Origin of the sequence: Streptomyces sp. NPDC048411, from assembly GCF_040704695.1 — a bacterium.
In the GTDB taxonomy this organism is placed as follows: domain Bacteria; phylum Actinomycetota; class Actinomycetes; order Streptomycetales; family Streptomycetaceae; genus Streptomyces.
Map to the genome: position 1 here is coordinate 1 of NZ_JBEZKL010000144.1, position 18341 is coordinate 18341.

General features: G+C 68.8%; 18 protein-coding genes and 5 pseudogenes. 15 read left to right on the forward strand and 8 right to left on the reverse strand.

Going from position 1 to position 18341, the window contains the following annotated elements; translation table 11 throughout:
- Positions 1-393, forward strand: a 393-nt coding sequence (locus AB0915_RS32810) for a DDE-type integrase/transposase/recombinase (protein WP_366694533.1), incomplete at its 5' end; no start/stop codon positions are given.
- A 42-nt stretch (positions 394-435) separates the two neighbouring features.
- Here the strand turns inward: AB0915_RS32810 and AB0915_RS32815 are convergent.
- A complete protein-coding gene (locus AB0915_RS32815) occupies positions 436-720 on the reverse strand; it encodes a hypothetical protein (protein WP_366694534.1) in 285 nt (94 codons plus the stop codon).
- Between the two features lie 328 nt (positions 721-1048).
- Here AB0915_RS32815 and AB0915_RS32820 point away from each other — a divergent pair, with 328 nt between their 5' ends.
- From AB0915_RS32820 to AB0915_RS32835, 4 genes and pseudogenes are all read left to right on the forward strand, one after another.
- A complete protein-coding gene (locus tag AB0915_RS32820) occupies positions 1049-1915 on the forward strand; it encodes a PHB depolymerase family esterase (protein WP_366694535.1) in 867 nt (288 codons plus the stop codon).
- Between the two features lie 98 nt (positions 1916-2013).
- The gene (locus AB0915_RS32825; protein ID WP_366694550.1) at positions 2014-2256 is read left to right on the forward strand and encodes a zinc-binding dehydrogenase; all 243 of its coding nucleotides are present in this window, start codon (positions 2014-2016) and stop codon (positions 2254-2256) included.
- A pseudogene (locus AB0915_RS32830) lies at positions 2250-3422 on the forward strand (IS256 family transposase); the annotation flags it as partial. The gene AB0915_RS32825 and the pseudogene AB0915_RS32830, both read left to right, overlap by 7 nt.
- Positions 3422-3739 (forward strand): MarR family transcriptional regulator, encoded by a 318-nt coding sequence (locus AB0915_RS32835; RefSeq protein WP_366694536.1) that lies wholly within the window; start codon positions 3422-3424, stop codon positions 3737-3739. The pseudogene AB0915_RS32830 and the gene AB0915_RS32835, both read left to right, overlap by 1 nt.
- Before the next feature lie 111 nt (positions 3740-3850).
- Here AB0915_RS32835 and AB0915_RS32840 read toward each other — a convergent pair whose 3' ends face one another.
- From AB0915_RS32840 to AB0915_RS32860, 5 genes and pseudogenes are all read right to left on the reverse strand, one after another.
- Positions 3851-4714 carry a methyltransferase domain-containing protein gene (locus AB0915_RS32840; RefSeq protein ID WP_366694537.1) on the reverse strand — a complete coding sequence of 288 codons (864 nt, stop codon included), beginning with the start codon at positions 4712-4714 and terminating at the stop codon, positions 3851-3853.
- Positions 4711-5450, reverse strand: a pseudogene (locus tag AB0915_RS32845) (aromatic prenyltransferase). Before AB0915_RS32845 ends, AB0915_RS32840 begins: the two are co-directional and overlap by 4 nt.
- A gap of 355 nt (positions 5451-5805) precedes the next feature.
- Complete coding sequence (locus tag AB0915_RS32850; RefSeq protein WP_366694538.1) at positions 5806-6822, reverse strand: nitronate monooxygenase; 1017 nt, start codon at positions 6820-6822, stop codon at positions 5806-5808.
- 292 nt (positions 6823-7114) lie between these two features.
- Positions 7115-8038 carry an alpha/beta hydrolase gene (locus tag AB0915_RS32855; protein ID WP_366694539.1) on the reverse strand — a complete coding sequence of 308 codons (924 nt, stop codon included), beginning with the start codon at positions 8036-8038 and terminating at the stop codon, positions 7115-7117.
- 136 nt (positions 8039-8174) lie between these two features.
- Entirely contained in the window at positions 8175-8690 is a 516-nt protein-coding gene (locus tag AB0915_RS32860) for a cupin domain-containing protein (RefSeq protein WP_366694540.1), read from the reverse strand.
- Between the two features lie 161 nt (positions 8691-8851).
- Between AB0915_RS32860 and AB0915_RS32865 the strand changes: the two genes are divergently transcribed.
- Both AB0915_RS32865 and AB0915_RS32870 read left to right on the forward strand, forming a co-directional pair.
- A complete protein-coding gene (locus AB0915_RS32865) occupies positions 8852-9454 on the forward strand; it encodes a TetR/AcrR family transcriptional regulator (RefSeq protein WP_366694541.1) in 603 nt (200 codons plus the stop codon).
- Positions 9455-10063: 609 nt separating this feature from the next.
- Complete coding sequence (locus tag AB0915_RS32870; protein WP_366694542.1) at positions 10064-11122, forward strand: zinc-dependent alcohol dehydrogenase family protein; 1059 nt, start codon at positions 10064-10066, stop codon at positions 11120-11122.
- Positions 11123-11328: 206 nt separating this feature from the next.
- Here AB0915_RS32870 and AB0915_RS32875 read toward each other — a convergent pair.
- A pseudogene (locus tag AB0915_RS32875) lies at positions 11329-11853 on the reverse strand (IS5 family transposase); the annotation flags it as partial.
- Between the two features lie 59 nt (positions 11854-11912).
- Between AB0915_RS32875 and AB0915_RS32880 the strand changes: the two are divergent.
- The 7 genes and pseudogenes from AB0915_RS32880 (at position 11913) to AB0915_RS32910 (ending at position 16303) form a co-directional block, all read left to right on the forward strand.
- A complete protein-coding gene (locus tag AB0915_RS32880) occupies positions 11913-12215 on the forward strand; it encodes a hypothetical protein (protein ID WP_366694543.1) in 303 nt (100 codons plus the stop codon).
- A pseudogene (locus AB0915_RS32885) lies at positions 12212-12903 on the forward strand (hypothetical protein). Before AB0915_RS32880 ends, AB0915_RS32885 begins: the two are co-directional and overlap by 4 nt.
- Positions 12819-13703: a hypothetical protein gene (locus tag AB0915_RS32890; RefSeq protein WP_366694544.1), complete on the forward strand. Its 885-nt coding sequence runs from the start codon at positions 12819-12821 to the stop codon at positions 13701-13703. The pseudogene AB0915_RS32885 and the gene AB0915_RS32890 overlap by 85 nt, the downstream one beginning before the upstream one ends.
- Positions 13697-14185: a GNAT family N-acetyltransferase gene (locus AB0915_RS32895; RefSeq protein WP_366694545.1), complete on the forward strand. Its 489-nt coding sequence runs from the start codon at positions 13697-13699 to the stop codon at positions 14183-14185. The genes AB0915_RS32890 and AB0915_RS32895 overlap by 7 nt, the downstream gene beginning before the upstream one ends.
- 1 nt (position 14186) lies before the next feature.
- Entirely contained in the window at positions 14187-14696 is a 510-nt protein-coding gene (locus tag AB0915_RS32900) for a hypothetical protein (protein WP_366694546.1), read from the forward strand.
- 63 nt (positions 14697-14759) lie between these two features.
- On the forward strand, positions 14760-15563 hold the full coding sequence (locus AB0915_RS32905) for a DUF6042 family protein (RefSeq protein WP_366694547.1): 804 nt from the start codon (positions 14760-14762) through the stop codon (positions 15561-15563).
- A 434-nt stretch (positions 15564-15997) separates the two neighbouring features.
- Entirely contained in the window at positions 15998-16303 is a 306-nt protein-coding gene (locus AB0915_RS32910) for a hypothetical protein (RefSeq protein WP_366694548.1), read from the forward strand.
- Positions 16304-16394: 91 nt separating this feature from the next.
- On the opposite strand, the pseudogene AB0915_RS32915 reads toward AB0915_RS32910, so the two are convergent.
- Positions 16395-17423 (reverse strand): annotated as a pseudogene (locus AB0915_RS32915) (helicase); the annotation flags it as partial.
- Positions 17424-17747: 324 nt separating this feature from the next.
- Here AB0915_RS32915 and AB0915_RS32920 point away from each other — a divergent pair.
- Positions 17748-18128 (forward strand): hypothetical protein, encoded by a 381-nt coding sequence (locus AB0915_RS32920; RefSeq protein WP_366694549.1) that lies wholly within the window; start codon positions 17748-17750, stop codon positions 18126-18128.
- The last annotated feature ends 213 nt before the right edge of the window (positions 18129-18341 follow it).

Below are 18341 nucleotides of genomic sequence, written 5' to 3' on the forward strand. Positions count from 1 at the left end.
TCCCGCCGGGACAAGGCCGCGGCCCGGCGCTTCTTCCGACGTCTTCTCAAAAGAACCGGTGCGGTGCCCAGGGTGATCGTCACGGACAAGCTCCGTTCCTACGGCGCCGCCCACCGCGAGGTCATGCCCTCCGTCGAGCACCGCTCCCACAAAGGCCTGAACAACCGGGCCGAGAACAGCCACCAGCCCACCCGCCAGCGCGAACGCGCGATGAAAGGCTTCCGCTCCGCCGACGGGGCACAACGATTCCTGTCCGCGTTCAGCGGCATCTCACCCCACTTCCGGCCCCGCCGCCACTTCATGACCGCACCCGACTACCGAGCCGAGATGACCATCCGCTTCGCGATCTGGGAGCAGATCACCGCCACCGTCGGCCTGCCCACCACACCCTGACCACAGCGACGGAACCCGGCTCCACCACACCCCTACACACCCTCAGGACACCTCTCGCTCAACAACGTGACAGCGCCAGGCCAGGTACTGGTGAGCATCGGCGGTGACGTAACGGCCGTCGACGAAGGACCAGATGCCGTCGATACCGCAGTCGTGCGCACCGTCCACGATGCCGTCTGTGATCTCGTCGTTGTCGAGATCCCAGTCCTGCAACGCCTTGTCAGCGGCGAAGAAAGTGAAAAAATCATCCCGCCCCTGATTCGGGGCCAGCCGGCGGTGCTGATCATCCAGGATGCGGTCGAGCAGCCGCTGGTCGTTGCTCTGCACTGATGTCACGCAACACCCCCAATACGCATGCGAACGAGACAAGATGGTCGCAGGTGCATGCGGCTAGGGGAACCCCGCGTCGACTGCCCACCGTACGTGCGAGGGGAGGACGCGGGCGGCTGGCCTGGCCACACACCTGCACTGGCCGCCGCTGAGGATGCCGGCGCCAACGGTTACGCCATCGTGCCGCACCGCCTGGTCGACGTCGACCCGGCCGTCTGGACCGCGGATGTGCCCGCCGTCCTCGCCGCTCTGGGTCGGCCGGGCTGCGGGGTTGTGACCGCCCAAGGTCTGGACTCGTCCCTCTTCCGCCCGCACCCTTCCCTTCATGACCAACACAAGGCGACAACGCCCCCATATACGGCGCTGGTCAGCCCTCGCCATCAGCGTGGCGCTCATCGCGCTCGGCCTGGCCGCCGGCCCGGCGGCGGCTGCCACCGCGCCCGCGGCGACCGGGGGAGAACACAACCTCTCCCTCACCTGGCAGGGCAAGGACCGGACCTTCAAACTCCACACACCGCCGGGCTACACCCCCGGCAAGAAACTCCCCCTCGTCGTGGTGATGCACTGGTCCCCGGGCACCGCGGAGGGCATTGAGGCCTACACAGGCTTCAGCAAGCGCGCGGACAGCCACAACTTCCTTGTGGCCTACCCACAGGGCCTCGACGGCGGATACAACGCCCTGGTCTGCTGCGGCAGCGAGGACGACGTCGGCTTCATCACCGCGATGGTGGGCCGCCTGGTCGACGGCTGGGACGCCAACCCCTCCCGGGTCTACGCCACGGGCTTCTCGAACGGCGCGGACATGTCGTTCCGCCTGGCCGTGGAACGCTCCGGCGTCTTCGCCGCCGTTGCCCCGGTCAGCGGCGGCTACACGGGCCCGCTCACGGAGGACCCGGGGTATGTGCCGTCCAGGCCGGTCCCGGTCATCACGATCGTCGGCTCCGAGGATCTGTGGAGCCCCTACTTCCAGGCCGGCATCGCGACGTGGCGGGAACGGCTGGGCTGTGTGACCACCGACCGGGTGAACAAGCCGGGCGAATACACGGCCATCATGTCGAGGTGCGCGGACGGAAGTCGGGTGCACAGCTACGTCATCGAGGGCATGGGCCATGAATGGCCGGACGATGCCGACTACGCACTCAACGCGACCGACGTGGTGTGGAAGTTCCTGAAGAAGTACAAGCGACACTGAACGCAGAAATGCCTCAACCCCCGGCCCATGGCCGGGGGTTGAGGCTAATGATTGTTCGGCGGCGTCCTGCCGCGCTCTCCTGGCGGGGCAGCCTCACCATGGTCGGGGCCGCCGGCGGCTCGGTTCCCTTCGACTTCTACAAGGTGCCGCCGGGCGCCCAGCTGGCGACCAGCCTGAACGGCGGCAGCATCGCCCTGCAAGAGGTCATCGGCCTGGCGGCGCTGGGCCGGCTCAAGATCCTGGTGGATCGCTATCCGCTCAGCGCGGCTCAGCAGGCGTACGAGGACTTCGAGCAGGGACGGCTGGTCGGTCGCGCGGTACTCGTGCCCGACCAGGACTGATCAAGACGTTCGCCGACGCGCTCACGTCCGCCGAGGCGGACGCCCTCTACAACGCCGAATACGGGCAGGTCAGCGATGAGCGCGTCAACCACCGCAACGGCTACCGCCCACGCGAGTGGGACACCCGCGCCGGCACCGTCGAACTGGCCATCCCCAAGCTCAGGTCCGGGAGTTACTTCCCGCACTGGCTCCTGGAACGGCGCCGTCGGGCCGAACAGGCCCTGATCAGCGTGGTCGCCACCGCCTACCTGCTCGGCGTCTCCACCCGCCGGGTCGAGAAACTCGCGGAGTCCCTCGGCGTCACCTAGTTGTCGAAGTCCCAGGTCAGCGCGATGGCCCGGAATCTGGACGAGCAGGTCGCCGCGTTCCGTAACCGGCCCCTGGACGCAGGCCCGTATGCGTTCGTCTGGGTGGACGCGCTGACCCAGAAGGTCCGCGAGGGCGGCCGGATCATCAACGTCCACGCGCTGATCGCGGTCGGCGTCAACGCGGACGGCCACCGCGAGATCCTCGGCCTGGACGTCGCCACCTGCGAGGCCGGTGCCGGCTGGCTGGCTTTCCTGCGCTCACTGATCGCCCGCGGCCTGTCCGGCGTCCAGCTGGTCGTCTCCGACGCCCATGCCGGCCTGGTCGACGCGATCGGCGCCGTGCTGCCCGGTGCTTCCTGGCAGCGCTGCCGCACCCATTACGCCCGCAACCTGCTCAATCAGGTGCCGAAACGGGCTCAGCCGTGGGTGGCGACCCTGCTGCGGACGGTCGTCGAACAGCCCGTTACCGATGCCGTCCAGGCCCAGATGCGGCACGTCCTGGACGCCTTGGAGGCCAAGTTCCCCAAGGCTGCTGAGCATCTCGACGCGGCCCAGCACGAACTGCTGGCCTTCACCGCTTTGAAGTTCCCCCCGGGGCCTGGACAGCGGGTGTTTAGGCTGCGGGGGGAGCTTCAGGGCGATAATCTCCACCGGGTACCGGTGCCCCTTGTACGACGGCGACGCGCTGTCCACGGACAACCCCTCCCGCATGGTCAACCAGAAGATCATCCCACCCGCTCAGCCAACGTGACAGCGCCAACCCGAGAGCTGAGCCGCGTCATGCTGGCACTCCCTCACGCAGTCGACGCCGACATCGTGCGGGAGGCCGGGCTGCCGCTCTCCGAATACACCCCCTGATGCACCTGTCCGAGGCGCCGGAGGGGTCGATGCGGATGCACGAGCTGGCCGCGGCCTGCAACCTTTCCCTGAGCGGGATGACTCGTGTCGTCACCCGACTGGAGCAGGGCTGGGTCGAGCGTGCCAAGTGCGCCCAGGACGGGCGAGGTTGGAACGCCGTTCTGACGGAAGCCAGCCTCGTCCGCCTCGAACAGGCATGGCCGGCGTTCCTGGTCAGCGTGCGACGACGCCTCGTCGACCACTCCAGCGGCCAGGACCTGACTGAACTCACCGCAACGTTCCGACGCGTCGCGACCGCCGGAGACGGACCCGGCTGACGCCCGGCCCGTCCGGCGTCCCCGCGGCCGAGGCGGTAAACGGGCAGCCGCCGACCGGCCGCCGCACAGTCCCCGCCCCGGGCTCCGTCGGTAGGGTGAGGGGCACTGTCGTCAGTGTGGGTGCGGGAGTTGGCCCCAGCAGGAGACGACCATCCAGGCCACGTCGTTGAAGTCGGGTCGGTCCAGGTGTTCGATGCCTCGCTCGATCTCCTCCACGGTCATCAGTCCGGTTTCCATGAGTGCTGGAGCGGCCCGTTCGAAGCAGAGGCGCCAGTAGTCGTCCTCCTTGTCGCCGTTCCCGCACACCGAGGTCCTGATCGACATCCGGATGTTGGTCAGCCCCGAGGCTGCCATCGCGGCGGGTGTGCGCTTGGCCCATGAGCTGTCCGTGCCCTGAGTCAGTTCCAGGAGCCTCTCGCACCCCCGCAGCAGCAAGGCGAATTCGGGGTAGGCCGAGGCTTCGGGCGGCAGATAGGTCGGGTCCTCGATCACCGCCCACCCTCCGGGCGCGAGCCATGATGTCATCCGGCCCAAGACTCTTTCCGGGGCCGGGAGATGGGTCAGCACGGCCCGAGCGTGGACGAGATTCAGGGATCCGGCCGGGAAGTCCTCCTCGACCACGTCGTGCCGGAGTATGAAGAGATTGGCGCGCGGGGGTATCTCCTGGAGAAGCCCGAGATCCAGATCCGTGGCAACCACGTGTCCCTGCGGGCAGCGCGACGCCAGCCATCGGGCGATGGAGCCGCTGCCCGCTCCGACTTCGGCACAGCGCCAATCCGGCTCGACCCCCAATCCCTCGAAAATGCCGATGGTGGTGGGATCGCTCAGCTGTTCGAGCAGGCGGAGTCGTTCACGCTCTCCATGTCTCCCGTGGCCGAGGACGCCGGCCTCGTACAACGGCCCGCCCTGGACGCCACGCTGGCTCTCGGGCCGAGAAGCCGGGGGGATTTCCGCGGGAGCATTGTCCGTGCTCACGGTTTTCTGGGCAGGTCGGTCATGGGGCTGTTCCATTCCCTCATAAGGGACACAAGGCGCCCACAGTAACTGCGTTCCGCCTTCAGATAGTTGTTCTCCTTGCCGAACGACCAGGCCACGGCGTTCATTTCGTCGTCGTCGTGGGACGGGGCCGACGCGAAGAAGGCGGCCAGCCTCTCGCCGACCCGGGGGAACCGTCCGGCGGGAAGGCGTAGCGCGTAGAAGACGACGCGTTCCACATCGCCGGTGCCGATCCACATCGTCACGGAGAAGGTGTAGCCGTCCGGCACCGTGAAGTTGGCCATGTCGTCGAACACGGTCGTGTCCGGCGGGCCGCTTTCCGTCAGGGAGAGGAGACGCTCGCACTCTTCTGGTGTGATGCCGCTGCCTGTACGGAAGTACAGAGTGGCCGTGTCGTGCTGGTAATCCACCGCGACATGCCGGACGGAAACCAGCCCCAACTCGCGGAAGCGGCGCTCGTGCCGCCGGATGGACCAAGGAACGCCCCGAACGCCGAGTACTTCCTCCACCGGGCGCAGACCACCCAGATATACCCATGTCTTAACGAGCCCCAGCGCGGTATCGAAGTCGCACAGTTCGCCCGCAGCAGCCCGCCACGGACGGCCGTTCCGACGGTATCCGTCTGCTTCCTCTCGTAGAAGCGGTAGTTGAGCGCCCCACGGGGCTTGTCCGTGGTTCGCCACAGCACCGCCCCCCTCCCGAAAGCTTCGCGCATACAGGTCCAGGACCCGCTGTGTCACAGGATCCGAGAAGTCGGCGTCGAGGAGGTCCGCCGTGAACTTGACGTCTTTGAGGAACTGGGACGGTGAGAACTCAAAAGCGGAAGTGGTCAAGGGCTTCTCCGATCCGTTCAGCAGGACACCAGGGAACCGAGCGCCACCGACGTGAGATGCCGACGCTTCGTGATCTGGTCAAGACGGGGTCAATGGCCGGCGCTCTGTCCGCCGTCGACCAGGAGACGGGCGCTTCGGTCGGCCCGGACGGCCGGCCGTTCGTACGGGAAGCCGGTGACCGGCGGGGAAGGGCAGGAGGGCGTCACGACCCGGCCCGTCGCCGTGCGGCCGTCCACCTCAGCGCTGCCACCGGGTCAGGACACGTTCGGCCTGGTCCATCACGTCACGGACGATGTCCCCGGCGGGCCGGATGTCGTGCACGAGGCCGACGCCCTGCCCCATCAGCCAGGGCATCTCCTCCCAGTCGGCTTCGGTGGCGGGCACGGGCGGTAGCACGTTGAACTTCCGCAGCACGGTCTCTTCTCCCTGGAAGACTGTGGTACCGACCTGTTCGAGTCCGCCACGGACGGTCGGCACCTCGGCCAGCCGGTCGTTCCACTCGGACACCACCCGGTCGCGCTGCACCCGCATCGGATTGAACTCCGGCCACTCAGGGCCGAAGATCCCGGTGCGTACGGTGTCCTCGCCCAGCGCCGCAACCAGGCGGCGGTGGTGCTCGGGATGGACCTGCGCTTCGCGCGAGGCGACCAGGCGGGTACCCACCCACACACCGTCGGCGCCCAGGCACAGGGCCGCGGCGACCTGACGCCCGTCGGTGATTCCGCCCGCGGCGAGGACCAGGGCCCGGTCTCCCACGGCGTCCACGACGGCGGGCACACCGACCATGGTCGGCAGACCGCCGTAGTTGTGCCCGCCGGCCTCCCAGCCCTGGGCGACGACGACCTCCACGCCGTCGTCGACGGCACGCTCGGCCGCGTCGGCGGAGCCGACCTGCTCCCACACCGAGATCCCGGCCTCGCGCAACTGCTGGAGCTGGCCGGCTGGCGGATGGCCCCAGTGGAAGGAGACGATCGGCACCTGCTCCTCGACGCAGACGCGCACGAGGTCGGTGTTGTCGAAATACGTGATCAGGTTGATGTGAAACGGAGCTTCTCCCGCCCTCCTCCGGATCTCCTGGATCGCCTGCCGGAGCCGGTCCGGGGGCAGCAGCCCGGCACCCACCGCGCCGACACCACCCGCTCGGGAGACGGCGACCGCCAGTTCTGCGGTACCACCCGCGAAGGCCATCCCGGCGCAGACGAACGGGTACGGGACGGCGAACCTCTCGGTGAACCTGGTGCACAGCACACTCATGCCGGCTTCCTCTCGGAACGGTGCCTTCAGTGGCGGGTATGCGATAGGTCCGTGGTGCATGCGAGCACGACGTACACCGTGGTGACGGTATTCGCCGACAGGACGGACGGGAAGACCGCCGCGTCGGCGACCCTCGGACTGAACGGCGCTCCGCGGCGGGTGCTCGCCACCCGGGTCCGCGACGCCCACGTCGTGCCGCCTGCGCTTCACCGGCGTCCTGCACACCTGGGGCTTCGCCCTGTACCTGGCCAGCAACGACAGCGACCGGGACAACATCCTCCCCAGCCATCACTCATGCGCCTCCGTGGCGCTCCGGGCTGATGGGGGACGGGGGGACTGGTGGCGCCGCGTCTGCTCGGGCCTTGAAGAAGCTGATCAGTTCGCGGCTCAGCAGCTCTGGCTTTTCCTCCGAGAGGAAGTGGCCGGCGTCGGGGATCTCGACGAACCGGATGTCGGTCGCCAGGTCTTCGTTCGAGGCGCGGGAGAGTCCGAGGTAGCGGCCGCCGGGCACCAGGACCGGCATGGCCAGCTTGGGGAAGTCGGCCGCGACTCGCAGGTCTTCGCGGAGTGTCCGGTACCAGCCGGCCACCGCACGGATCGCGTCGACGGAGTCGTAGGCTCGGGTGTAGATCTCCCGGCTCTTCTCGTCGATGGCCTCGGGGGCGACGGTGAGCTGATCGGCGGACCAGTCGACGAGGGTCCGGTAGCGGCCCGCGAGCAGTCGCTCGGGAAGCTCGTCGAGCTGGTTGAAGCCCAGGTGCCACGCGTTCAACCCATTCGGCGCGGGCAGGGCGGGAAGGTCCCCCAGTTTGCTCGTCGGTGCCCCCGGCTCCCACATCGCCAGTCTTGCGGTGCTCTCGGGGAATTGGGCGGCGAAGAAGTAGGCGATCCAGGATCCGACGTCCTCGCCCGCGACGTTGACCCGTTCATAGCCCAGGTGCCGGACGAGTTCGTGGACGTCGCGTGCCATGGTGGCCTTGTCGTACCCCGATTCGGGCTTTTGGGACTCGCCCATTCCCCGGTATTCACAGACGATCACCCGAAAGTGCTGCGCGAGCAGGGGGATCATCGTGCGGTATTGCCACCAGGTGCGGGGCCAGCCTGGGAGCAGTACGAGCGGTTCGCCCGAACCGCTGCTCACATAGTGCAGACGGACTCCGTTGACATGGGCGAAGCCATGCTCGAAAGATTCGGATGGTTCGGGTTCGGTGGGCATGTGTGCTCTCCTGCGGGAATGTACCGGCCGTCGGGTGTGCAAAGGAGAAGTGTCCGCCTGGGCGGCACCGATGGAGCCCGGCCGCCCAGGCCGTGCGGGATCGCGTCGCGCGGGCGGCTCCGTCACCGCGGAGGTTCTAGCTGGGGTCGGGGAGGATCTCCGTGGCGTAACGCTCCATCAGCTCCGTCGGGGGCTCCCCGATGCTGAGCTCCCGGATGGGCGGCGCCACCCCCGGCTCGGCCGGTGTGGCGTCGGCGAGGAGCAGTTCCTCCATGCCGCCCGGAGTGAAGAAGAAGATCATCTTGGCAGCGTGGTAACCGCGGTTGCGGAAGCGGTGCCGAGTACCCCGCGGGACGAAGAAGAATCCGCCCGCTCCGGCGGTCACGGTTTCGTCGCCGTTGAGGAACTCCAACTCCCCGGAGATCACGTAGAACGCCTCGTCGTGATCGTTGTGGACGTGCGGTGCGGGTCCCCCTTCGGGCGGCACCGTCGCCTCCAGGAACGTCAGCGCCCCATTGGTCTCCTGTCCGCCGACCTTGAGGGTGTAAGTGTCGGCGAACACCCAGGCGGTCTCCCCCTGCCCGGAGGGAACGTAGATCGCGCTTCTCTTCGTGTACCGGGGGTCCGTCGCGTAGGGATCGATCAGACTCATGGCTCTCCTCACTACCGAGCAGCAGTATCCTAACGATCGTTAATAAACTATTCCGAGCCCATGACGACGTGTCAACACTGCGCCTCGGTAGGCTGCGGGAGGGCCCAGCTTCGAACGGGCGGCCGAGGCGCCAGCGGGCGAGAGAAGGGCAGGAGAGGTTCATGCCGGGTGGTCGACCTCGCAGCTACGATCCCGAGCTGGCGCTGAACGCGGCCATGCTGACCTTCTGGACCCAGGGCTACGAGGGCACCGCCATGTCCCACCTCACCGCGGCCATGGGGATGAGCGCCCCCAGCATCTACGCGGCGTTCGGCGACAAGGAGACCCTCTTCCGCACAGTCGTCGAACGCTATATGGCCGGTCCCGGGGCCTACATGCAGGCCGCCCTCGACCAGCCGACGGCCGAGGCACTGGCGCGCACTTTCCTGCACTCCGCCGTGGAGGCGGTCACCGGCGACCGCACCCCGCACGGCTGCCTGATCGTGCAGGGCGCGCTCGCCGTCAACCCTCGCTCGGCCTCGGTGCGGGAATACCTGACCAGGCTTCGGGAGGACGGGGTGAAGTCCCTGGCCGACCGGCTGCGGTCCTTCTCCGGCGCCGACGGTCTGCCTCCCGGCTCCGACCTCTCGGCCCTCGCGCGGCTCCTGGTCACGGTCGTCCAAGGACTCGCCGTCCAGGCCGCTTCGGGTGTGCCACGCGAAACGCTTCACACCATCGCCGACCAGATGGTCACGTGCTGGCCGCGTCGAGGGGACTGCGGGTGATGGCCTCCGCGCCGCTGCACGGCGGCGAACTGTCCAGCATCGTCGACCAAGAACTCGCCGACCTCATACAGCCGGGCCTGACACCCGCACAGGCGTGCATCCTGGCCACCTCGTCCTGCCCAGGAGTGACGGACGTCCTCGTGGCCGCGTCCAGTACGTCACACTGGAAGGAGGCCGCCGACGCGGTCGCCCAACCCCCTCTGGACACAACCCGATTGAGGGAAATCACCGATGTACTCGGGCGTTCCGACGAAGGCAGCTCCGCAGGCGGGAGGGAGCCGTCCTACCATCGTCGCGACGGTTCCTCCGGCGTCGCAGCAGACTCATGGCGATCCCGAAGGGACAGATTCATAACCTGCACTCAGAGCGGCGCGCTGCACGAACGGTCCTGATCACGGGCCTCAGTAGGTCGCACGACCCCAGTGCTTACATGATCATGCCGAGCGAGTCGGTAACTGCCCAGAGGGGCGGGGCCGGTTTCAATGGGAAGGAGCGGGTCCAGAGCCTGGGACGCCGACTGAGATACCGGCACCAGCACCGTTCCTGTCGGGAACGCCCGGCCGAGTTCGTCGGGCACTGAGAGAGGAAAGGTCACTTATGCCTCGATCCATGCGCGCGCTCGTAGCCGAAAAGGTCGGCGAACCCGCGGATGTCCTGCGGCTGGAATCCCGGCCTGTTCCCACGCCAAAAGTCGGTCAGGCGTTGATCCGTGTGAAGGCGACTCCGATTCACGCCAGCGACCTGCACGTGCTGCGTGGCCGCTACGGTTTCGCCCCCGACTTTCCCACTGTCGGGGGTCACATGGAATGCGTGGGCCGCATCGAGTCCCTGGGCCCGGATACCGAGGGACTAGAGACCGGCGAGCGCGTGGTGGTCTCCGCAGTCCCGGCGGTACCCGGGCCCCATGTGGCAGGCACTTGGCAGGAATACCTTGTTGCCGATACCCAAAGGCTCCTGCCGGTCCCCGGCCATCTGAGCGACTCCAGCGCCTGTCAACTCGCCGTCAACCCGTTGACGGCGCTGCTCCTCGTGACCCGCGAACTCGACGTACAGCCGGGTGAATGGCTGTTGCAGACAGCCGCGGGTTCCACCGTCGGCCGGCTCGTCATTCAGCTGTCCAGGCATCTCGGTATTCGCACGATCAATGTCGTGCGGCGGCGCGCTGCCGTTGAGGAGATCAAAGCGCTTGGTGGTGACGAGGTCATTTGTACCGAGGACGAGGACCTGTTGCAGCGTGTGGCGGAGGTGGCAGGACCGGCCGGCGTGCGCAAAGCCATCGACTGTGTTGCAGGACCCGTGGGTGCCCAGGTGTCCCAGGCATTGGCTCCGGGAGGAGAGGTCGTGGTCTACGGCGCGCTCTCTACCCATCGGCAGACCGACCCGGCAGCGCTGACGATCCCGCTGCAGGCGCGCTCGGTCATCTACGAGACCAAAGCAGTCCGTGGTTTCTGGCTGAACCGCTGGTTCGGCACGGCCTCGCCTGATGATGCGCTGCGCGCGCTGTCCACGGTTCGCAGTCTCGTCGCTGATGAAGTGCTGAGTATCCCCCAAGGCCAGCCGTTCCCGCTCGAGCGCTTCACTGAAGCCATCTCGCTCGCTGAAACACCCGCACATGGCACCAAGCCACTCTTCGTCTTCGAAGACGGCCGAGACAAAGACGACGGGTAGAAAGTAGCCCTGCCCGCGCTGGCGGCTGCGGCGGGGCAAGACCGACCACCTCACCGCAATGCGGTTGAACCGGCCGCGAGAACACCGGAAATCTGCCGGTCGGCGCGGGCTCGCGCCAACCTGCCCGCCCGCACGCTCAACTGGCCGACTGCAACGCTCAGTCACAGGTTGTGACTGAGCGAGCTAGGGTCCGTGTGATGTCGCGATCAATCGGCTGCTCGCAGGAGATCTTCGAGCCAGATCATCGAGGCACGGAGTTCGAGGCCGGCGAGGTAGCTCTCGGGCGTCTTGTCGAAGCGCGTGGCGATGCCGCGCCAGTCCTTCAGCCGGTTGATCAGGCGTTCGACGGAGTTGCGCGGCCGACCGCCCCGGCGGCCCTTCTTCTTTCGGTTGGCGGCCTGGTCCTTCTTTTCCGGGATGACCGCCTTGATATGGCGTTTCCGCAGGTAGGCGCGGTAGGCGCGGTTGGCGCGAGACGAGTAGGCCTTGTCCGCGGCAACTGCGCCCGGCCGGGTGCGGGGCCGGCCGACCGGCAGACGGACGCGGATCTTGTTCAGGACGGGGACGAACTGCGGGCTGTCCGCGGCCTGCCCAGCGGTCAGGACGAACGAGAGAGGCCGCCGCTTCCGGTCGGCAGAGAGGTGAATCTTGCCGGTCAGCCCGCCGCGGGACCTGCCAAGCAGGGCTTGCTTCAGGCGGAGTCCTCGCCTCCGACGGACGCGGCGGCGCTCTTCCCGCTCAGCCCCGTCTCCGGCACCATGCCCGTTCCGTCCTGCTTCGCCGCCCTTTTTTGGCGCACCCGCTCCTGCTCGGCACCCCCGAGTACGACGTCCTCTGCCTGGAGACCGCCGGGCAGCCGATCCGGCGCGTCGCGAACAACGGCCACGGCCCGATCGCCTGGGTCGCTGGCTACGAGGAGGCGTACGGGCCGCTGCCGGAGATCTGGTTCACCGACGCCGACGGCACCGTCGACCAGGCCGCCGTCGCCCGCTACCGCGAGACCGGCACCGTGGTAGCCGAGTGGGACGGCGGTCCCGCCGGCGGCGACGGCGACGACGTCGCCCCGGACCAGCCGGAGACCGCCCGCCGGTGACCACCGGCCGCACCAGCGCTGCGCCCCGGCCCACTGCCGGGGCGCTGCGCCTCGTTGAGGCCAGCACCACCCGGCCGACCTCGGTGGACATCGGCGACTACGCGCGGCAGATGACCGCCCACTGCCCCTACCTGGCCCCTTCCCTCCAGCGGGGTCTGACGGCCTGGACGGTCTACCGCGCCGACGGCGACGCCGAAGCCGTCCAGGCGGAGCTCTTCTACGCGGGCGCCCAGGCCGCGGAGTGGCTGCGACCCTTGCTGAACCGGCCGCACGGCCTCCTGCGGTGCGAGAACATCGTCCTGCTGGGCGACGTACCCGGCGCCCGGCACCGTGACCTGATGGCCTGGCCGCACTGGGTGCTGAAGAACCTCTACGGCCCGGTCGGGGTGATGTTCGGCAAGTTCTACGCGGGAGAAGACGAAGTCACCGCGGCCGGCCACCGGATCCCGGCCGCCTCCGCCTCGTTCCTCCGGCCGCCGTCCGTCGCCGCGACCCACGCTTCCTGAGCGCGACCCCCGACCTGGCCGCCGCGCTCGCCGCGGCCGACGACGACGGCCGCGACGTGTTCGAGCACATCCCCACCGAGTGGACGGAGATCCGCACATGGGCCAGGCACCTGCTCCCCCCTGCGAAGCCGTCACCCTCCTCACCGGACACACCGGCGAGCCCACCGCCATCCAGCTCCTGAGCGACCGGCGCGGCTCCCGGGCCTGGAAACTCCAGGGCCCCAAGCGCGCCGTCGCGCTGAAGACCAACAACCCCGACGGCGACGACGCCCGCGACAAGGCCGCCGAGATGGTCCAGGAGGACGACCACCTCCTTCGCCTCACCGCCGCCGGCGCCCTCAGTCCCGACTACCGGGTGAGCGCCGGGACATGGGACGGCGGCCGGTGGCTGGCCGTCAACTGGATCGACGGGGCGCCGCTGTGGCGGGCTCTCGCCCTCGCCCGCGGCCCGGAAGGGGACCGCGGCTCGGTTCGCCCTTGGCTCGCGGGAATCGCCCGCACCTGGACGGAGCACCTCGCGCTCATGCACGCCGCCGGGTGGGCCCACGCCGACGTCCAGCCCACCAACACCCTGGTCACCCACGACCGTCACGCCGCCGTCATCGACTACGCCCTCGCCTGCGGCCCCGGCGACGGCCGCCGCGTCCCCTACCGGGGAGCCCTCACCCACACCACCGCCCCCGAGCTCGCCACACAGATCCTCGACACCCCCGCCGACGCCCACATCCAGGCACAGCCCTACGCCGACATCTGGAGCCTGGGCGCCTCCCTCTTCTGGTGCTGGACCGGCCAGCGCCCCGTCCCCTACGACGACGACCTCGACCGGCTGGAGAAGCTCGCCGCCATCGCCCGGGGCACCACCACCGCGCTGCGCGACGTCCGTCCATGGCCCTTCCCCGAGTTCGAGGACGCCATCACCGCGAGCCTGGCACCCGACCCCGCCGACCGGCCCGCCGCGAAGGAGCTGACCGCCGCATGGTGACCCTGCGCGCCCTGACCCTCGACGACGCCCCCGCCCTCACCCGCATCTACAGCGGGGCCTCCATCCGGCACACCACCGGCCAGCCCCTCACCCTCGACCAGGCCCACGCCAAGATCCGCACGGCCCTCGCCCGAGCCGCCGAAACCCCCCGCGCGCAGTGGAGCTGGGGCATCCTCCACGAGGACGACCTGATCGGCCTGATCTCCCTGCGCCGCCGCACCCCGACCATGGGAACCATCAGCTACATCCTCCGGGACGACAGCTGGGGCAACGGCTACGCCACCCACGCCGCCCACCAGGCCGTTTCCGTTGCCTTCACCACCGCCGGCCTCAACCGGCTGGAGGCCATGCACCACCCCGACAACCCCGCCTCCGGCCGCGTCCTGGCCAAAGCCGGGTTCACCCGCGTCGGCACGGCCGACCGAGACACCGAGACCGGAACCGTCCCCTACGAGCTGTACGCGCTGGAGAGCGGTGCCTGACATGAAGCTCAACGACCTCGGCCCGCTGATGGCCCGCCGCCGGGACGGCGGCCTCAGCTTCGACCGCTTCCGCGCCGACCCGGCACTGGCCGCCCTGCAGTGGCCGGACGACGTCCTGAGGGACTTCCTCTTCGACCACGGCGACAACGGTCACTTCGTGGACGACTATGGAGACGTCGATCTGCGCGCCATCACCTGGAAGCTGGAGACGATTCCGGCCGCGGCCTTCCCCGCCATGCCGACCGGCGAGAGCGACGCCGTCTGCATCGAGAGCTACGCCGCCGACCCGGTCTACTGGGTCAAGGTGCGGCCCCCGGAAATCGGCCGGCACTGGGAAGAGCACGGGACGTGGCTGCGCCCGCCGCTCCTCATCGACCGGCGCCTCCTGGACTCGGTGGACAGCGGACTGCAGGTCCTGGAGGGCCGCACGCGCGTCGGAGTGCTGCGCGGCCGCCTCCGCGAGCAGCTGCGGGTAGCCCCCGACCACCAGGCGTGGGTAGGACGTCCGTGAGAACCTGCCGCGTCTCGCTGCGTACGCTGCGAGCATCGAGGTGTTTTCGAGGAAGAGCTGCGGATGACTGAGAAGGCGTCTGTGCCCGGGCCGCGCCGGGACATGGCGATGCACAACGACTGGTGGGTGTCGGGCTGGGAGCACGTCCTGCCCCGTCAGGGCTTCCCGCTGACCATGCTGATCGGGACGGCGTGCCAGCCCGGTTTCACCGGCTCACTGGACGACCTGGTGCACGAGATCTTCGACGGGCACTGGGACATGATCGGCGGCGACCTCGACGGTCCCCTCACCTTCTCCTGGCCCGATGAGGAATGGGACTACGAGGCCGCGCCGGAGGGCCGCGAGGCATGCGAGGCGGCCCGCTGGGAGCAGTTCAGCACCATGCTGACGACAGCCGGCTTCCCGGTGCCCACCACCGTGCGGGACCTGTCCGAGCTCTACCTGACGTGGGGCCTGGCCCGCCGCGAAGAGACGCCAGACGGCACCCGGTGGTCGATGCCAACCGTGCTGCCGCTGCCCGGCGACCTGCTGTCCCTGGGCCCCGAACTCACCGAGCACCTCGACGGGATCCGCTGGACGATGCGCACAGGCCCGCTCGTCGACACCCTCATCGACCACCTGGTCGACGATCTGGGTGAACCGACAGAGACCCTCACCTCCCTGGACCGGCTTGCGGCAGCCACGGGCCAGGACGTCGACGACGTCAGGCTCGCTCTCGCGGAGCTCGTGAAATCCGGCGACGCCCGTGTCCAGCGCGGCGAGGAGCCGGCCGACGCGGAGCACCTGGAGGCCCACCGCCGCTTCCGCCTGGTCATGGACTGGGAGCACTTCCACGAGAACCGCATCCAGGTGAGCCGCGGTGACTGAGGCCGCGCACGGCACCGTGGGGACCAGCGACACGCGCCTGATCGTGGTCCGAGGCAACAGTGCCTCGGGCAAGTCGGGGTCCCGGTAGTACTCGCCGAGAAAACAACGGAGTAGTCCCTGACCTGGCCCGTTTCTGTGGAGCCGGTGGCTCGTTGAGCTGAACGAGTGAATCCGGTAGCGAGAGGGGCGGGCAGATGGCAGCGCGGGTGTTTTCCGATGAGGAGTTGGAGGCCCTGCGTTCCTTCCCGACGATCGGCAAGGACGAGCTGATCCGCTACTTTCGCCCACTCGCACCCTGTAGGCCCGCGCAGGCGTCGTTGTCCCCGGACCGCACCGCTTGTGCGGTTTGATCACCAATGACCGACTACTGAGGGGAACCGCTTGTGGAAGTGTCGGCTCGACCATTACAGCGAAAGGCCACCCTGCTCAAGGGCGTGATCGTCGCCCTTGCCTCCCTCGCCGCTCTTACCGTTCAAGCGTCCCCGGCGGCCGCGGATGACGTCTGCGGCAAGCCGGTCGGCGGAGCGATCCTCGCAAAGTACACCGAGCTGGGCCGCGAGACAGGACCGCTCGGCTGTCCGACCGACATCGAGCTGGACAACCCCGACCGCGTTGGCAAGCGACAGGAGTTCACGGGCGGCACCATCTACTGGTCCGCCGCCAGCGACGCGCACCCCGTATGGGGCACGATCGGCGGCAAGTGGGGCGCGCTCGGCCACGAGGGGGGGAGGCGAAGTTGACCACGACCGAGGTGACACGGTCGACCTCCTGCTGCGCCTCATCGCTCGCCTCTTGGCCGTCCTCGTTCTCCGACCCAGCCGCGGGGGCGGGGCGGATGTGGATGCGCCGGCGTTCTTTCCCGCGGGTCAGGGCGCGGGAGGCGAGTTGGTCGACCATGCGTTCCGAGTGGGAGCGCAGGGCTTGGAGGATGTCGACGAGGGGCTGGTAGCTGGCGGAGGCGATCATGTCCTTCGGGTCCTCCCCGGCTTGGAGGAAGACGGGAATGATGATCCGTGCGGTTTTGGTCGTGCCGTCGGGGTTGGGGCGCAGGGCGCGTCCGATGTTCTGGACGACGTCGACCTGGGAGCTGCGGGAGCCGACGATGCATACCGCTTCCACGCCGCGCAGTCCGGTGATGTCGACGCCGACCCCGAGGGCCCGTACCGAGGACAGGAACGCCCGGTGTACCCGCCGGTTCTGGGCGTTGATGCCGTTGGCGAACCGGTGGATCACCGCACGCCGGTGCGCGATGGGATGGTCGCCGCACAGCCAGTCCGCCCACACCCGGTCCGGGGGCACGTGCCGTCCTTCTTCCAGCCCGTACAGCTCGGCGTCGATCGAGGAGGCGGGCAGCTCCTCCGCACCGGCCAGCGCCTCGGCGGATGCCCCGGCGGTGTACAGCTCGGCGGCGGTGCGAGGCATCTGCTCGGCGAACGCGGCCGCCTCCTCCACCCGCTGATGGAACACCATGGTGGTGTGCAGGTTCTGCTGCGCCGTGTGCTCCAGGAGCGCGGCCTGGAGCAGGGCCGTGCGCCGGCCGCGCAGCGCGTCCTTCGACAGCCCCAGGATCGGATCCGGGTCACGGATCTCCAGCACGTCGATCTCGAACCCCGCAAGGATCGACCGCTCCACCGCCTCCGCCAACCCAAGATCGAAAATCCTGGGACCGTACGTGAGCGAGTCCTCCTCCATCGAAGCGATCATCAGCTCCCGGCCGCCCCTCCCGCGCTGCGGCCGGGGCGAAGCCAGAATCCTCGGCGTCGCGGTCAGGTACAGCCGGAAGTCGACGGGGATCCGACTGTTGTCGTGGATCGCCGCCCAGGGCCGTCCGATGTCCCCGGCGGTCATGTGCCCCTCGTCCGTTTTACCGTTCATGGTTGTGTGCGAAGTGGCGCTGAGCTGGTGCTTTCGGATGCCGCACATGTTTGTGACGTCTGCTTTTGTCGGCTGCGCCGACCGGATGCAGACGAACGACTGTGCTCCCGCCGGTGCGGTGGCCGATGGGAGCACAGTGGTGGGGAGTGGGTGTGGTCAGGCTTGGCTGCGGATCTTACGGCCGTTGTTGCTGTCGGGGAACAGGATCGCGTTACCGACGCGGCCTCCGGAGTCCTTCACACCGCCCGCGAACGAGATGCCGCCGGTGCTGGTTTGGCTCGCTCTGGTGGGGGCCGCGAGACTGGTGGCATGCCGAAGAAGAAGCAGCCGCACGCCACCGGACGGGACGAGGAACCGCAGGACGTCGAGCCGGCCGGGATGTACGAGTCCGGTTCGGGCCTTTCGCCTTCCGCCTCGGGGGAGCTGACGGACGGTTCGGGATGCCGGTGGGCGAAGAAGCGCGGGCCGCTGGATCCGCGGCTGGTCAAACGCCTGGTCGGATCCGCGGACGAGATGATCGTCGGGGACGGCGCCGGGGAGGTGCTGCGGCCCGTCGCGCCCGAGGCCAGGCAGGCGGAGTGGGCGCGCATCAAGGACCGGCTGGACTCGCCGGACCTCGGCACCTTCCAGGGATACGAGTTCCGTTCCGGGGAAGGCCGCACCCTGCTGTACGTCGAGGAGTTCTGCTGACCCGATGGCGGGCGGCCCGGGCACCCGCCCGGTCCCGCGGCAGGTCTCGTACACGCCCGTAGGGGCGGTCCGGTGTCCCGGACCGCCCCTACGGTCTTTCCCCCGGCCGGTGGGGCTACGGCGCCTCAGTCCACGACGGCGGGACGAGACCCAGCCGTCGGTCCTTGAGCGCCGGGAACTGCTCCCGCGAGGTGGCGACCTTCGCCGGGTCGA

Excerpts from the sequence above, each read along its gene's own strand:
- AB0915_RS32820 (WP_366694535.1), top strand. The coding sequence starts at position 1,049 with ATGACCAACACAAGGCGACAACGCCCCCATATACGGCGCTGGTCAGCC.
- AB0915_RS32825 (WP_366694550.1), top strand. The coding sequence starts at position 2,014 with ATGGTCGGGGCCGCCGGCGGCTCGGTTCCCTTCGACTTCTACAAGGTG.
- AB0915_RS32835 (WP_366694536.1), top strand. The coding sequence starts at position 3,422 with ATGCACCTGTCCGAGGCGCCGGAGGGGTCGATGCGGATGCACGAGCTG.
- AB0915_RS32850 (WP_366694538.1), bottom strand. The coding sequence starts at position 6,822 with ATGAGTGTGCTGTGCACCAGGTTCACCGAGAGGTTCGCCGTCCCGTAC.
- AB0915_RS32855 (WP_366694539.1), bottom strand. The coding sequence starts at position 8,038 with ATGCCCACCGAACCCGAACCATCCGAATCTTTCGAGCATGGCTTCGCC.
- AB0915_RS32860 (WP_366694540.1), bottom strand. The coding sequence starts at position 8,690 with ATGAGTCTGATCGATCCCTACGCGACGGACCCCCGGTACACGAAGAGA.
- AB0915_RS32865 (WP_366694541.1), top strand. The coding sequence starts at position 8,852 with ATGCCGGGTGGTCGACCTCGCAGCTACGATCCCGAGCTGGCGCTGAAC.
- AB0915_RS32870 (WP_366694542.1), top strand. The coding sequence starts at position 10,064 with ATGCGCGCGCTCGTAGCCGAAAAGGTCGGCGAACCCGCGGATGTCCTG.
- AB0915_RS32890 (WP_366694544.1), top strand. The coding sequence starts at position 12,819 with ATGGGCCAGGCACCTGCTCCCCCCTGCGAAGCCGTCACCCTCCTCACC.
- AB0915_RS32895 (WP_366694545.1), top strand. The coding sequence starts at position 13,697 with ATGGTGACCCTGCGCGCCCTGACCCTCGACGACGCCCCCGCCCTCACC.
- AB0915_RS32900 (WP_366694546.1), top strand. The coding sequence starts at position 14,187 with ATGAAGCTCAACGACCTCGGCCCGCTGATGGCCCGCCGCCGGGACGGC.
- AB0915_RS32905 (WP_366694547.1), top strand. The coding sequence starts at position 14,760 with ATGACTGAGAAGGCGTCTGTGCCCGGGCCGCGCCGGGACATGGCGATG.
- AB0915_RS32920 (WP_366694549.1), top strand. The coding sequence starts at position 17,748 with ATGCCGAAGAAGAAGCAGCCGCACGCCACCGGACGGGACGAGGAACCG.